The organism is Mycobacterium sp. ML4 (assembly GCF_054515735.1).
Genome location: NZ_JBTNSY010000016.1, coordinates 72,330 through 87,091 on the forward strand (window position 1 = coordinate 72,330; position 14,762 = coordinate 87,091).

The window sequence follows — 14,762 nt, forward strand, 5'->3', positions numbered from 1 at the left end:
GGTCCCCCCTTTCGTCCGCCTCCGCTCGGCAACGAATTTACTACCGCGGAAATCCGCGATATCAGGTGATGAGCGCCAATGCATTTGCCCGCCGAAGCTTGCCCGAAGGAGTTTTCGGGATGACTCCAGGCGCGAGCACCACCACGTTGCGCGGCCGGACGTCGACCTCGGCAATGACCTCGTGTGCTACCTGCTGCTCGATGCGGCGTACCTGAATCGGGTCCTGCCAGCACTTGGATTCGACAGCTACAGCGAACGTCTCTCGAGTGAGGCCTTTGTCCAGACGCACCGCCACCGCGCACCCCGGTCGCACCCCGGAAACACGACTCGCGGCGCGTTCGATATCGGTGGGGTAGATATTTCGCCCGGCCATGATGATCACATCCTTGACCCGGCCACAGATGACGATGTGTCCGTTTTCGGTGAGATACCCGAGGTCACCGGTGTCGTACCAGCCTTGGTGGTCCTGGGCGGCCTCCATTCCAGCCACCGTCGAATATCCCAGGCTTACCGGCTCGCCTCGCAACTGCAGGACTCCGACAGCCCGGTCGGGAAGAAAATCGCCGAAGTCGTCGACGACGCGCGCCTCAATCCCCGCCAGCGGACGCCCGAGTGTGGCGAACCGTCGAGTGTTGCCCTTGGTTGCCGGAACAGCCAAGTTCAACACCGCGAACAGGTCCGCGTCGACCTCGTCGACCAGCAGCCCGGTGTCGCACTCGGTGAACGACACCGCTACCGTTGCTTCGGCCATCCCATAGGCAGGCAACATGGCCTCCGGCCGCAAACCGAACGGCCTGCCCGCCTCGCAGAAGTCTTCGACGTCGGCCGGCTCGACCTGTTCGGCGCCCGACAGTGCCCATCGCATGCTGGACAGGTCGAGCTGGCCGGGCGTGGCCTGCATGCGAAGCTTCCTGGCGAGCATCTTGTATGCGAAGTTCGGCGCCGCCGTCATCGTGCCCCGGTACTTGTCGATGAGCTTGGCCCACAGCAGGTTGTCGTTGAGAAAGTCCATCGGCGTGAACTTGACCAGTTCGGCACCGAAAAGCATTGGCACGGTTAAGAAACCAACCATGCCCATGTCATGAAACAGTGGCAGCCAGCTCACGATCACGTCGGTGTCGAGGTTCATGCGTGCACCGGTGAACATCGCCTCAGCGTTGGACACGACGTTGCGGTGGCTGATTCGGACGGCCTTGGGTGAGCCGGTGGATCCCGAGGTCAGCTGTAGCAGCGCGAGGTCCTCCTCGCCGGCCTCCACCGGATCGGTCGGGTTACTCTCGAGGAGCTGCGGGATCGCCAGCACCGGCAAACCCAGCTCGGAAAGTAATGGTGCGGCGGCCAGGAACGGGTCAGAGATCACCACCGCTTCGGCACCGATCACTTCGAGGACGGAGGTGGTTTCGGTGGCCCAGCGTCGCAGGTCGGTGCGGGTGGTGGGTTGGTGCAACATGGTCAGACAGGCGCCGCGCATCCAGATGCCCTGCGCGGTCGGCGCAATCTCGGCCGGGGATCCGGCCAGCACCGCGACCGCGTCACCGTGGCCGATTCCTGCGGTGGCCAAGCCACCGGCGATTCGGCGCGCCCGCTCGTGCACCTCGCTCCAGCTATGCCGGACCGGGTTCTCCGGCTCTCCGGTGACTATGCCGTTCGAACTGTATTGCGCGTTGGCATACATCGTTTCGGTGAATCTGCTCATGATCGTTCCTTCAGCTTCGGCGCGACTGCGCCAATCGTTATTCCACCGGTCGGCGGCGCGCTCACCGGCCGAACTGGAGGTGCGTGTGGGTCGTCGAACCCGCGGCGTCGTACTGCATGCCTCGACGAAAGTGTTTCTGCATCAGCGTAATTGGGCTGATCGTCCGGCCAGGACAGCTGACGTGGCGCGCGGCCGGCGGCGTCTGGCGAAGAGCGTCCACCCGTCAGGCGTAACTTAGCCGGGCAGTCGATTTCCCTGAAACGGTGTGTCGGACACCGCAGACGGACCGATGATGCACTTACGCGAGCAATGTGGCACCGGCGCGCGCTGATATCGCCGTCAGATGCGGCGATCATCCTGATGCTCTCAGCACGGGACCTGTCGTGCCGGTCCGGGCCAGTGCGACGGCACAAACCGGTGTTTTCGGCTATCCGGAGAGGGCGGACACGCAACGGCAGGGACCTCTGAAGGTCGCCGCCGGACATCTCCGGGAGGCTGGTGAATCAACCGGTTCGAAGAATACCGCATGGCGAGCCGCCGCCGGGAGCATACCGGAATTTCTGCGCTCTGACACTACGCCTACGAGTGTTTATGCGCGTTCGGCGCAGGGGACTCGGCAAACCAATCAGATTTCGTGAGACATCCTACGTTCCAACATATTTAGGACAAGTCCAGCATTGAGTCAATCTGCCCAAGAGGCGGGTTCATCCAGAATTCGCGGCATGTCCTGTCCACCAACCGAATACGAGGTCGGCCCAGGTCAGCTCGTAGTCGGCGCGGGCAACGGCGTCGTGACGTCCGGGATCGGGCAGGCGTGCAAAAGGCGGAATGGCTAGGGCCGGACTTGGTCGTCTGCGGCGGTGCGGTCGGCCAGTCGGGGAGTTGCCGGCGATTGTTGATATCGGCCAACAGTGGGGTCGTAGTACCAGGTCTTTTCCCCCGCCTTGGGCAGTCCGGACGCGCGCAATGCGTTCGACAGGGGGCGGTACGAAGGCGTCAATGGTATGCGGTCGACAATGTGGACAACGGCGGGACGCTGATCTTGGGGGAGGCCCCTCAGTGCCGTGGTCAGCATCTCGGCGGTGACGATACCGCCGCTGCCGACTGTCACTGCCGCGACGGCCACATCATGTGTATCCGTGGCTACGGGGTATACCACAGCCAGATCGATCACTGTGATGTTGCCGAGCGCGTCGCAGATCGGCTGGCCGAAGACTGGTCCGTACGCCGACCGGATCACGGTGTTCCGATTGTCGACAAACCAGTAGTCGCCGTCGCCGTCGCGGCGAAACAGGTGGTCCGTACTGATCCAGGTGTCTCCGTGACCGAATACCGAGCGCATCGACACGCGTGCGGCATCGAGTCCGGAGCGCGGCTTCGTCAGCAGCACGCCTATCTCATCGTCCCCGCAGGGGCGTACGAAACCGTCGACATCCTGTATGAACAGGCCGCTGGCCGGATCGTAGGCCGCGAGCCGAATCTCGCTGCTACCAGGCAGCGGCCGTCCCTTGGCCCCGACTTTCGTACCGGCGACATTGGCCAACACGGCGTCACCCTCGGTGGAGGCATAGAACTCCAGCACCACCGCCGGGAAGAATCGGTCGGTGACTTTGTGCCACAACCCGATTGGCATTCCGGAGCCGATGAACAGGCGGATCGGGTGATGTGCGGCGAGCTCGGGCGACGCCGCCGCCACCAGTTCGAGCAGGATGGTCCAGGTGTAGGTCACCACCGTGACGCCGTAACGGTGGACTTCGTCAGCGAAGCGCGTCGGGTCGACGCCACGAGTCAAGGCAATGCGCGACCCTCCCGCGACCGCGCCGCCCAGACCAACCATCAGTCCCGAGGGATGGTGCAGCGGGGTCAGACAATAGATCGTGTCGCCGCGGCCGAGCGCGGCGGCAGTAGCTGTGCCGTAGGCCGACAGCGCCCACCGATGATTGGTGACCTCCTTAACCATGGCGCGCCCCCCGGTGGTGCTGAAGAACACGAAGGCGAGATCGCTGGCCTTACCCGGGTTCGGCCGAAACCACTTGGGCAACCCTGCTCCGGGCAGATCGAGACCGTCCAGCTCGATTACCCGCTTCGACTCGTTGCGCCTGAGGTCCGTGGTGCGTGCGCGACCGAGGACCAGCACCCGGGCGCCGGTAGCGACGGCCGTCGCCAGATGGCCCGGGTCCGTCACGATATCCGTCACCTCGCACAAACGGACGGCGGCAGCAAGGTCGTCATCCGGGGGTAGCAGTACCGCCACCGCGCCCAGCCGCGACAGTGCCGCGATCGCGGTCAACGCACTGGGGCTGGTGTCCATCAACACCCCGATGTGGGCTCCCTGGCGGATACCGGCGGCGATGAGGCCCCGGACCGCGTCGTCGATGCGTCGTTGAACCGTGCTGTTGGTGTGGACTCGATCCTCGAACAGGAAGCATTCTTCCTCGGGTGCCTTATTCGCCTGTTCGTCCATTAGGGCGCCCAGCGACACTCGGGTATGGGGTTGGAGCCGGCCTAGGCGCGCGAGCTGGGGCAGTGTACGCACGGCAGCCCCGGCGATTTCGCGGCCGCTGCGTGCCGCCCCTACCACGGCGTCGGCCAAGCCCACGCTCACGCCGATGCCCAGTTCGGCCAGTGCACCCGCCGAGTGACCGATGCGGGACGCAAGACCGGCTGCGCCATCGATTCCAGCACCTGGGTTCGACTCCATCGCGTGCACGCCGTCCGGCTTGGGACCTCGACCGTCCTGCCAGAGCACCCACCCGCCGACGGTCGGCCAGGTCTGGGTGGCGGCGGTCGTTCCGACAACAAGCCCGAAATGACCTGCCCGCAACAGCACCTCGGACACCTCGGCGCGAGGTGCGGCCCGGCGGATTCCCCGCACCGACGCAGGCTGGCCGATGTCGTCGATCTCACCGATGAAAGCAACCACCGGACAGGTGATTTCGGCGAGCGTGATCAAAGTGCCATCGATCACGGCACCGCCGGCCATCATGCGGTTATGGACCACGAACTGTCGCAGCAGCTCGGCGACCGCCGGACCCGACCATGCCACCCAACCCTCCGCCTCGAGGAAGCGACGCTGTTGTTCCCTGGGCAGTAACGCTTCTCGGTCGTGCAGTTGCCGGAGAAAGTCCCACCGCGCACGGACCGTCTTAATGGGGTCCAGAAGTTGAAACCCGGTGCGCGCCATCCAACCGGATACGGAGAGGCGGTTGAAGACGTGGTCGGCAACCAACTGTGCGCCGCGGCCCGCCAGAGCTGCGGGAATTCCGAACGGTAGACCGGTCAACGAATCGACCGCGCTTCCGAAGGTGATGACGCTTGCCAAGCCCTCGGAACGGCGGTAAGCCGCGGTCTGATAACAGAACATGCCGCCCTGCGAGTAGCCTGCCAAGTGCACCGTGCGGCCGGTGTGGGATTGCACCGAGTCGATGATCGCGCTCAGGGCCACCACATGGTCGCTCAGCGTGCGTTCGAGTCCGCCCGTTTCCAGGTCTGGCGAGCCGAAATCCACCACCCACGGGTCCACACCCAGGTCGTGCAGTACTCCGACTGCGCCTTCGTCTCGGGTAACGTCAAACACATTGGCCGACATCATCATCGGTGGCACCAGGACCACCGGCGGTCGTGCCGCGTCGTTCGTGTCTGCGGGAAAGTATCGTCGTAGGCGGTACATGTCGCGGCGTTCCACGATCTCAAACGGTGACGGAACGGCTCCAGTCTTAAAGCCCCCGAACCGCAGTATCTCACTGCCGTTTTGCAGGGTCGCGATCATCCGGTTCGCGGGGGCTGCTATCAGCCTGCTACCCCACATCACCGATACCACGTGTCACACGAGGCTCCGGCGCGGTCGCCAGAGGTCTGTATTGGACTCCGCCGACGGGGGTTTCCAGTGCCGCACGGGCGGTTTTCAGCAGCCGAGATGCGCTTGCGCTCAGGCACCAGTGCCCAATCTATTCCAACGCCGTTGCGGTTCAACGAAATTTTATCCAGCGCGGTGAATCCCGCGGCGCCCACGAATTCCAGGCGGGTCATGTCGCGCTTCCTACGCGACCCGGTGAACATGATGTGGCCGGATAGAACTGAACCTTGTAACAGTTTGTCGGTCATAATGATCCAGTCATATGGGCGATCACCGGTGTGTCGGGTGCGGAGCGAAGGCCCTACGATCGAGCGGCGTGCGGCTGAACCTGTCCCGACCAGCTGAAATTCTCAGGCAATATGAGAGTACACCGGTAATGGCGGTAAGCGCGGTGGTCAGACGTTTTGCGGTTAGGGCGGGCCGGTCGATCCGCCTTCGGATAGGAGTCGACTCGCGCCGGTTGTGCCGGGTTGGATGCATGGTCACCGAGATGCCGGACGCGCAGCAGGACACTAGGCCGGTACCGCCGATGGTGGACTACACCGAGGACCCGCCACCGGGTCGCGCCCAGTCTGCGAGCGCCGCTGATCGGGATCGGGTGTAACGTCGCAAGAGGTTGGTAAGCCAGCCCGTCCGGAATCAAGTCAGGCGCCCGCCGCTGACCTGTCAGAGCGTCCGCTCACGCCGGAGCTCCGCTGACAGCCTGCCGCAGGGATCACCTTGACCGCCGTATCTTTTTCCGACCTTGAACCGAATGATGCCCTTGTCCGAATTGGCCCTTCCGGCCCAACACGTTTCAGCATTCTCAGTACTTATCCTCCGACACCGTGCGGTCTGGCGACGTTCAGCGCATCATTGGCGGACGGGTTGTGCGCGAATGGATCTGACGTCACCGTAGTGCGTGTGGCCGACGGCTTCCGATCTTCTGACGCGCGGGTGATCGCCGAGTTGAGCAACGGTTCCGTCACATCGGTGGCTGCCGCCTCACAAATGCTGAATGAGAGCGACATCGCCGTCGTGCAGCATGAGTACGGCATCTACGGCGGTGTCGACGGAAGCGAGGTGGTGGACATCATCGCCGCGCTCCACGTGCCGGTGATCGTCGTTGCTCATACCGTCCTGAAAGACCCGACGCCGAATCAGCGTTGGGTGCTGGAATCGATCGCGGCGATGGCCGCCCAGGTGGTTGTCATGTCCGGGGCGGCAAGGCAACGCCTGTGCCTCGGCTTCACCGTCGACCCCGACAAAGTCATCACGATTGCCCACGGCGCTACCGTGCCGAGACATTTCGCGCGCCCGGCGCGGTCGGACCGCCCGACATTGTTGACGTGGGGCCTGCTCGGGCCGGGAAAGGGCATCGAGCGGGTCATCGAGGCGATGGGTTCGCTGCGTGGGCTCCCAAGCCGACCCCGCTACCTGATTGCCGGCCGGACCCACCCGAAGGTTCTGGCAGCCGACGGCGAGGCCTACCGTGACGCCCGTGCCGAACAGGCGCGGCTTGGCGGTTTATCTGACTCGGTGTCATTCGACGCCAGCTACCGTGATGTGTTCTCGCTGACGAAACTTGTCCAGTCCTCCGCCGTGGTCGTGCTGCCCTACGACTCCACCGATCAGGTCACTTCCGGCGTGCTGGTGGACGCCGTCGCGAGCGGTCGCCCGGTCGTAGCCACCGCCTTTCCTCACGCGGTCGAGCTACTGGCGAGCGGGGCGGGCATGGTCGTCGACCACGACGACCCGGATGCGCTGGTGGCGGCGTTGTTCCGGCTGCTGACCGAGCCGAAGCTAGCCGCGCAGATGGCCGCCGAGGCCACGCGATTGGCCCCACGGATGGCGTGGCCCATTGTGGCGACCGCCTATCGGGATCTCGCGCACCACCTTCTCGGCAAACGTCCGGAGCTGGTATGACCACCACGGCGCCGGAGCCGAGGTTCAACCACCTGCTGCGATTGACAGACCGTCGCGGCACGTTCGAGCATGCTTGTTTTGCCGAACCCCGGCGCGAACACGGCTACTGCGCCGACGATATGGCCCGGGTGCTCGTCGTCAGCTCCCGAGAACCCAACTCTAGTGGGGAGATCAACGGCCTTTCGCGGGTAGCCGTGCAGTTCCTGAACGACGCACAGTCCTTCGCCGGCCCCTGCCGAAACCGAATGGACACGATGGGCCGTTGGCAGGATGAGCCCTCCCTGGAGGACTGCTGGGGGCGCTGCATCTGGGGGTTGGGAACTGCCGCCGCGCATAGTGATGTGAATCTGGTTCGTCGGTTGTCCGTCATTCAGTTCGAGAGGGCCGCAAAGGTGCGATCGCCATGGCCTCGCGCCATGGCGTTCGCCGCGTTGGGCGCCGCCGAGCTTCTCTCTGTCGATCCCGGGCACCAGGCCGCGCACGAACTCCTCACGGACTATGCCAAGACCGTGGCGCAGCCAAAGGGCGACGTGACCTGGCAATGGCCTGAGCCACGACTGACCTACGCGAACGCGGTTCTCCCCGAGGCGATGATTGCGGCGGGCGTTGCGCTCGACGATTCGACACTGCGTCATCAGGGTTTGGAGCTGCTGGGTTGGCTGGTCAGGCAGGAGACGGCAGAGGGCCACCTCTCGCCCACCCCCGCAGCGGGCAGAGGCCCGGATGATCTTCGGCCCGGGTTCGATCAGCAGCCGATCGAGGTGTCCACCCTCGCCGACGCGTGCGCGCGTGCTGCTGCCATTGACGCCGCGTCCATCTGGGTCGACGGGGTCATGGCGGCTGCTGCCTGGTTCGAGGGCGTCAACGACGCGCGACTGCGCATGTGGGACCCGGAGACCGGCGGCGGATACGACGGACTGCGCGCCGACGGGGTCAATCGCAACCAGGGTGCGGAGTCGACGTTGGCAGTGCTTTCGACGATGCAGCATGCTCGGCGCTTTTCCTCGGTGCGGCAATGACTTCCGGGCAGCCTGGGCTCGTCACGCGCAGCCCCCAGCGGCTGGCGGCCAACCCGTCGCGGGTCATCACCCGACTCTTCGTGCCGGGCCAGGAGGGATTCGAGCACCAAGAGTCCCGAGCGGCAGCGGTGTTGGCACGAATCCTGGCTCTCGGCGAAGAGCAGGTCCGGTCGTCGCTGGACGATATCGTCGTGCGATTCGACACGCGTCACCGCGACCTTGCTGCCACCTTCCGTCGACACGGCGAAGAACTCGCCGATCGGCTCGATCCCGGAGTGGAATGCTCCGAAGCACGAAAACTGTTGATAGGTGCGGCATTCACCAGCGAATACGCCATCGAAGGCGCTGCGTTATGCAACCCCAGTATCGTTGCACACCCCGATCAGGCCGGAATCGCGGCGGGCGGATTGCGATTCGTGATGAGCGTCCGTGGCATCGGTGAGGGGCACCATTCGTCCATCGGGTTCCGGACCGGCGTCCTCGACGCGGCTGGCCATTGCTCCATTGATGATCCGGGCCCATTCGTCGTGGTCGGGGCAGCAGAGCCTGCCTTGCTCGACGCAGCCGTCTTCCGCAGTGAACTCGCCAGGCTCGAGCACGCCGGGGAGGCGGCCGACTACGTACTCGCTAGGCTTGGCCAGAGCTTCACCCGAGCCGCGCTCGATCAACAACTCGCGCAACTCGAGGCTCACCTGAGGACCCGCGGACATGCCGAGGAGACGATTTCCTCATTCCACGGCATCGCAGAGCGCACGTACGCGGTCGAATTCCACAGCCCGGTAGCACTTTCCGAGCGTGTTCTGATGCCCTCGATGAGCGCGGAACAGGGCGGCATGGAGGATGCACGGTTCGTCCGGTTTATCGACGACGATGGCTCCGTCGCTTTTCATGCGACCTATACGGCCTACAGCGGGTCCCGCATCAGCCAGCAACTCCTGACAACCACTGATTTTCAGTCGTTTACCTCTGAGCCGATCGTCGGACCCGCGGCCGCCAACAAGGGCCTGGCGCTGTTTCCACGCCGAATCCGCGGTCGTTTCGCTGCGATGTCGAGATCAGATCGCGAGTCGAATACCGTTGCCTATTCCGATCACCTGTCCGTTTGGGGGAGTGCACTTCCCTGCCAGAGCCCTACCCGAACCTGGGAGGCGTTGCAACTCGGGAACTGCGGTCCGCCCATCGAGACCGACGCCGGGTGGCTGGTGCTCACCCACGGAGTCGGACCGATGCGGACCTATTGCATCGGGGCGATTCTGCTCGATCTCGACGATCCGACAAGGGTTGTCGGCTACCTCCGGGAACCGCTACTGAGTCCGGCTCACGATGAGCGGGACGGCTACGTACCCAATGTTGTTTATAGCTGCGGTGCACTGGTCCACGCTGACACCCTCGTACTGCCATACGGCATCGCTGACGCCGCAATCGGTATCGCCACCGTGCCACTACCCGAACTCCTCGCGGTTCTGAGCCGCACAGAGGGCATTTCGAGTGGGACCCGCGAACATGCGCCGCTGGTGCGCAATGTTGACAGTGATCGCTGATGGGCGTTTACTGAAGACAACTTGAGCATTCAGCTATCGCTGGATTCGATCTCAAAACCCCGGCTAATCAATGGTTTCCATTGTTGCCACGGAATCGGATCCGTTACCGTCCGACAGTGACGTGCACGGGGACAACCACGGGCGCCGTTGCGCCCACTCTTCAGGCCAAGGAGGAGACCATGGTGGATTCTGCCGACGAACAGCGAGATACATTCGGAGAAAACGTGCTTCACGTTGGCACTGGGTTCAAAGCGAAAGAGCGCCCACACGTAGTGGCGACGCTGTCGACGCTCGGTCCGCACCTCTTGGGACGATGGGATGCCGGGGACATCGATGTGGAAGTCTCGTTGCAGGATCGCGGCGGCAAAGAACAACGCGTCACTTTGCGCACGAGCCTGCCGGGGCGTCCACCGCTAATCGCGGTCGCCGAGAATCCGGATATCACCCATGCTTTGAGTGAGGCAAAGCGGGAGTTGATCCGGCAGCTTGAACATCAGAAATCGGGGGACAACCCCATGAGCGGCCGGAGGCGCAGCAGCGCGACGATCCGCCATTAGGCCACTTCGCCTTCCATGGAATTCGATTTGATAGGCGCAGCTAATCAACAGCTCGCTTCGGCGCGCAGACAGGCCCGATCATTTCGCACATCATCGAACCGAGAGTCGTCATCGAACCGAGAGTCGCCGACAGCCATGCGACCAGGGGTGCCGGTAAGAATCGTGTCACCAGCCGCAAACGAGCGGGGTTAGGCAGATAGCGGGGACTGGTCCTTCGTGGACGTGAGGTAGTGGTGGAGCGATGTCTTCGGGATGCCTGTCTTGGTGGTGATTTCGGCGAGGCTCTTTCCTTGTTCGCGGAGCAGCCGGGCGTAGTCAATCTTGTCGTCGGGCCAGGCGGTTGGTCGGCCGATGCGACGTCCTTTGGTTTCGGCGACGGCGCGGGCGTGGGCGGCCCGTTCGGCGGTGAAGGCACCACAAGACCCGACGGGAATCTCGGCATCTGATCAAAGCGGCGCCAGACCGCCGCGGGTATTGCGAAGAATCGCGATCTGCCCAACGGGTTCGGCTTTGCGTAGTCGCTCCATGATCGGCTCGGGTAAGAATTCTTTTGCTACCGTGAGCATCTCGGCCAAGTCGGCTGGTGGCCGGCCCGCGCAGTGGAACGGCCGATTGCCAGCATCCAAGTGTCGTGCTCGCAGGCCATCAACAGGCCCCGGTGCCTGTCGATCCTTTGATTGAACAGTGCCAGCCGTTCGACGATGCACCCTTCGGGGATGCTCAACGGTTGGCTCGGATAGCCCACATTGACCACGGACCGCTCCTCAGGTGGGCGGCCATATCCCAGGTCTTCCAGAAACGCCGGGGTGCGCGCGTTCCTGCCCGTGGTGTCGACCACCAGATCGGCATTCACGGCGGTGACAACACCGTTGTCGCGGTTGACGACTCGCACCTCAATGATGGCGTCGCCTTCAGCGATCGGTTCAGCGACATCGTGCCCGTCAAGAAACCTCACGTTGATCAGAGCCGCGACACTTCGGCGGACGTGGAACTCCAGGAACGGTCGGCTGGCCAGATACACCGCCAACGCCCCCGGATCGGTCAAGTCCAGGGACGTGGTGTACGACGTCGTCGTGTGATTCTTCGATGATGGTTCAGGCGGTCAGTGCCGCTGGGGTTACCTCCTGTTCGCTGGATGCGCTTTGGTCTGCGCGTGATTTGCTGAGGACTGCTGGTGTCGTCTGAAAATTGACCCTGTGTCGACGAAACTCACGATGTCGTTGACGACAAGTTGCTATCTCCGGCGCCAATCGAGACGCCCACGGGCAGTGCTCAACAATCCCAGGGCATCTGCGGATGGCAATCCCTGCAGTTTCTCCGCGCGCCTGCGGTGCTTGCGGCAAAACCACCACGTGATACGCCAATAATCAAACAGCTGATCCTTTTCGGTGAATTGAACCGAGCCGACTACGCGGTGACGGCAGCCGCCGACCCCACATGGCGGCAACATGACCCCGCCCCGGCCAATGGTCGCCCCGGTGCTCAGCTGGCGGAGGATCTCGGTGGCCGGCAGTTCTCGCATTTTTTCTGCCCGGTAGAAGTGCTCCGCACAAAGCCGGGTGGGGCGACGTGGCCGACTGTAACGGCCCTCCCACGGCACGTTCCACAGCGCACGAAATTCGGAATCGAACGAAGCGTCGCGGCCACAGCCGCCGACCGCACACGGGAATGGCATGGCCTTCAGTCGACCGACGGCCTCCAAGGCGGGCAGTCCACTGAGTTGTTCCGCCGCTTGCAGGTGCTCACTGCAGAAACACCCAACGCCGGGAGGCTGCTCCAGCCCGATGTCATTGGTCGGATAGTGCCAGCCGTCGGTAATCGGTTTCCAACTCGGGTCGTAGTCAGCGAAGTTCACCCAGCCAGCAATGGGCTCGCCCCCGTTGCCGCACGCCGGGCAGAACATACGCATCGCCATCGCATCTCCGATCGCTCGCTGAAGTCTGCCGCATGCGCCGGGCAGTCGCAACCGTACCGAAGCCTTGCCCCGGGAATCACGCCGAATACCCGAGCGAGTGGCAAGGGTCAAGTCCAGGGACGTCATCTACGACGTCGTCGTGTGATCTTCGGCTTGATGGTTTAGGCGGTCAAAGCCGCGGGGGTGGCCTCCTGTTCTGTGGGGGTGTCGGTGGTGAGTCGAGATTTGCTGAGGACGTCGAGGCCGAGGTAGCGGCGTGATTCGGCCCATTCGTCGTGTTGTTCGGCCAGGACGGCGCCGACTAGGCGGATCAGTGCATCGCGGTCGGGAAAGATGTCCGCAACGTCGGTGCGACGCCGTATCTCTTTATTGAGGCGCTCCTGGGGATTATTGCTCCACAGCTGACGCCAGATCTGTTTGGGAAAGCGGTGAACGCCAACAGGTCCGGGCGAGCGGCGTCGAGGTGGGCAGCGACTTTGGGCAGCTTGTCCGATAGCGCGTCGATGATCCGGTCGTATTGGGCGGCGACCGAGTGCGCGTCAGGTTGGTCGAACACCGAGTGCAGCAGGGTCTTGACCCACGGCCACGAGCTCTTGGGTGTGATGGCCATCAGGTGGTGTAGTGGGTACGACACCGTTGCCAGGAAGCACCGGGCAGAGTGGCACCGATCGCCGAGAGCAGCCCGGCGTGGGCATTTCGACGCCAGCATGTGTGAACCGTCCTTAGTTGACCTGCCGCGAAGTGATCCTCGAAGGCGTGCGCCGCGACGCGGGGCGCAAGGCGAAGGACGCAGCAGAGTCGAATTGGGACTCCGAAGGCGGGGCCATCGACCCGGGAAACTAGCGAGGCGACCACCCAACTCAGCCGGTCGATTCGGCCCCTTGCCAACGACTCGCGGCGCCCCGACGCGGCTGACTTTCTCTGCGTCGTTGCGCGAGGCCATTTTTGCGATTGCCGATCGCGGTGGCCAGTCCGTGCCTGCCGTCGGCTGAGTTGGTGCGGAGACCGGGCACGAGATTGCGAAACCTGTTTTCGGAAGCGGTTTCCGGCGCATCGTCAGATGTGGCGCGCAGGAATCGATCTGGCAGGGCGAGTTTGGCGATTGTGCGCAGGGTCAGTAGGTACTGGCGGGCAAGCGAGCCAGTGGTGTACGGCAGGTCGTAGCTGGCGCAGACCGCCTGTACCCGCTGCGCGATCTGCGCGTAGCGGTTACTGGGCAGGTCCGGGTAGAGGTGGTGCTCGATCTGGTAACAAAGGTTGCCGCTCATGAACGCCATCACCGGGCCGGCACGAAAGTTCGCGCTTCCCAGCATCTGTCGCAGATACCACTGCGGCTTGGTCTCATCGTTCAGCGCTTCCGCGGTAAATTTCTCGGCCCCGTCCGCGAAGTGGCCGCAACAGATGACGGCATAGGCCCACGCATTTCGCAGTAGATTGGCGGCCGCATTGGCGAACAGGATTCGGCGCCAACGTCTTCCGCCAAGAATGGGCAACAGCAGGTAATCCTTGGCCGCCTGGCGCGCTATTTTGCGGAGCAGACCGCCGGCCTGTGCCGACTTTGCGGCGGCGGTTTCGCAGCGGTCCTGTTCCGAATACAGGTCGTGCAGCGCTATACCCCACTCGAAAGTGACCGCCAGCAACAGATGTCGCAACGGCTGCAGCAGATTGCCGGGCTTCCATTGCTGATCACGGGTGACCCGCAGCACGCCGTAACCGAGATCGTCGTCGACTCCGACGACGTTGGTGAAGATGTGATGTCGGTAGTTGTGCGAGTAACGCCATTGCGCAGAGGGACCGACCATGTCCCATTCCCAGGTAGTGGAATGGATTTCGGGGTCGTTCATCCAATCCCACTGCCCGTGGCCGATGTTGTGTGCCAGTTCCATGTTCTCGATGCTTTTCGCCATGGCCAGTCCGACCGTCCCCAGCGCCCATCCGGTGGTGGTGTGGGTGCCGGCAATCACCGCGCGGGCGGCGAGGTCGAGGCACCGTTGAAAGGTGATCGCGCGGTGGATGTAGGCCGCGTCACTCGCACCGCGGGAAGCTTCGATGTCGCGGCGTATTGCATCCAATTCCGCGGCGAGTGCCTCAAGGTCCGCGGCCTTCAAATGCGCGTAGGCCGCTACATCTGTGATGGCCATCAGCGGGTCACCTCCGCGGACGACAGTGCGCCCGAGTGCAGCGGGACGAGCATCCGCGCCGTTGCTCTGCAGTGCCCCATGCCCCAGTCGTGACAGCCGGATCTACGGTATGCAAATTTGAACTTTCTGCAC

General features: G+C 63.6%; 11 protein-coding genes and 1 pseudogene. 6 read left to right on the forward strand and 6 right to left on the reverse strand.

Features of this window, described 5'->3' with window-relative positions; translation table 11 throughout:
• Positions 1-61 precede the first annotated feature (61 nt).
• Together ACX9NE_RS18840 and ACX9NE_RS18845 are read right to left on the reverse strand one after the other, a co-directional pair.
• Positions 62-1,696: a fatty acyl-AMP ligase gene (locus ACX9NE_RS18840; RefSeq protein ID WP_459362589.1), complete on the reverse strand. Its 1,635-nt coding sequence runs from the start codon at positions 1,694-1,696 to the stop codon at positions 62-64.
• Positions 1,697-2,528: 832 nt separating this feature from the next.
• Positions 2,529-5,504, reverse strand: a complete 2,976-nt coding sequence (locus ACX9NE_RS18845) for an AMP-binding protein (RefSeq protein WP_459362588.1) — start codon at positions 5,502-5,504, stop codon at positions 2,529-2,531.
• 526 nt (positions 5,505-6,030) lie between these two features.
• On the opposite strand from ACX9NE_RS18845, the gene ACX9NE_RS18850 reads away from it, so the two are divergent.
• From ACX9NE_RS18850 to ACX9NE_RS18875, 6 genes are all read left to right on the forward strand, one after another.
• Complete coding sequence (locus ACX9NE_RS18850; protein ID WP_459362587.1) at positions 6,031-6,156, forward strand: hypothetical protein; 126 nt, start codon at positions 6,031-6,033, stop codon at positions 6,154-6,156.
• 167 nt (positions 6,157-6,323) lie between these two features.
• The gene (locus ACX9NE_RS18855; protein WP_459362661.1) at positions 6,324-7,457 is read left to right on the forward strand and encodes a glycosyltransferase; all 1,134 of its coding nucleotides are present in this window, start codon (positions 6,324-6,326) and stop codon (positions 7,455-7,457) included.
• A complete protein-coding gene (locus tag ACX9NE_RS18860) occupies positions 7,454-8,476 on the forward strand; it encodes a glycosyltransferase (protein ID WP_459362586.1) in 1,023 nt (340 codons plus the stop codon). Before ACX9NE_RS18855 ends, ACX9NE_RS18860 begins: the two co-directional genes overlap by 4 nt.
• Positions 8,473-10,017, forward strand: coding sequence for a glycoside hydrolase family 130 protein (locus ACX9NE_RS18865; RefSeq protein ID WP_459362585.1), 1,545 nt, complete (start codon positions 8,473-8,475; stop codon positions 10,015-10,017). Before ACX9NE_RS18860 ends, ACX9NE_RS18865 begins: the two co-directional genes overlap by 4 nt.
• Before the next feature lie 179 nt (positions 10,018-10,196).
• Positions 10,197-10,574 carry a hypothetical protein gene (locus ACX9NE_RS18870; protein WP_459362584.1) on the forward strand — a complete coding sequence of 126 codons (378 nt, stop codon included), beginning with the start codon at positions 10,197-10,199 and terminating at the stop codon, positions 10,572-10,574.
• Between the two features lie 290 nt (positions 10,575-10,864).
• A complete protein-coding gene (locus ACX9NE_RS18875; RefSeq protein WP_459362583.1) occupies positions 10,865-11,020 on the forward strand; it encodes a hypothetical protein in 156 nt (51 codons plus the stop codon).
• 107 nt (positions 11,021-11,127) lie between these two features.
• Here the strand turns inward: ACX9NE_RS18875 and ACX9NE_RS18880 are convergent, their stop codons facing one another.
• From ACX9NE_RS18880 to ACX9NE_RS18895, 4 genes and pseudogenes are all read right to left on the reverse strand, one after another.
• Positions 11,128-11,619, reverse strand: coding sequence for a hypothetical protein (locus ACX9NE_RS18880; protein ID WP_459362582.1), 492 nt, complete (start codon positions 11,617-11,619; stop codon positions 11,128-11,130).
• A gap of 189 nt (positions 11,620-11,808) precedes the next feature.
• On the reverse strand, positions 11,809-12,489 hold the full coding sequence (locus ACX9NE_RS18885) for a hypothetical protein (protein WP_459362581.1): 681 nt from the start codon (positions 12,487-12,489) through the stop codon (positions 11,809-11,811).
• Positions 12,490-12,650: 161 nt separating this feature from the next.
• A pseudogene (locus tag ACX9NE_RS18890) lies at positions 12,651-13,185 on the reverse strand (transposase); the annotation flags it as partial.
• 164 nt (positions 13,186-13,349) lie between these two features.
• The gene (locus ACX9NE_RS18895) at positions 13,350-14,630 is read right to left on the reverse strand and encodes a fatty acid desaturase family protein (RefSeq protein ID WP_459362580.1); all 1,281 of its coding nucleotides are present in this window, start codon (positions 14,628-14,630) and stop codon (positions 13,350-13,352) included.
• Positions 14,631-14,762: the final 132 nt, after the last annotated feature.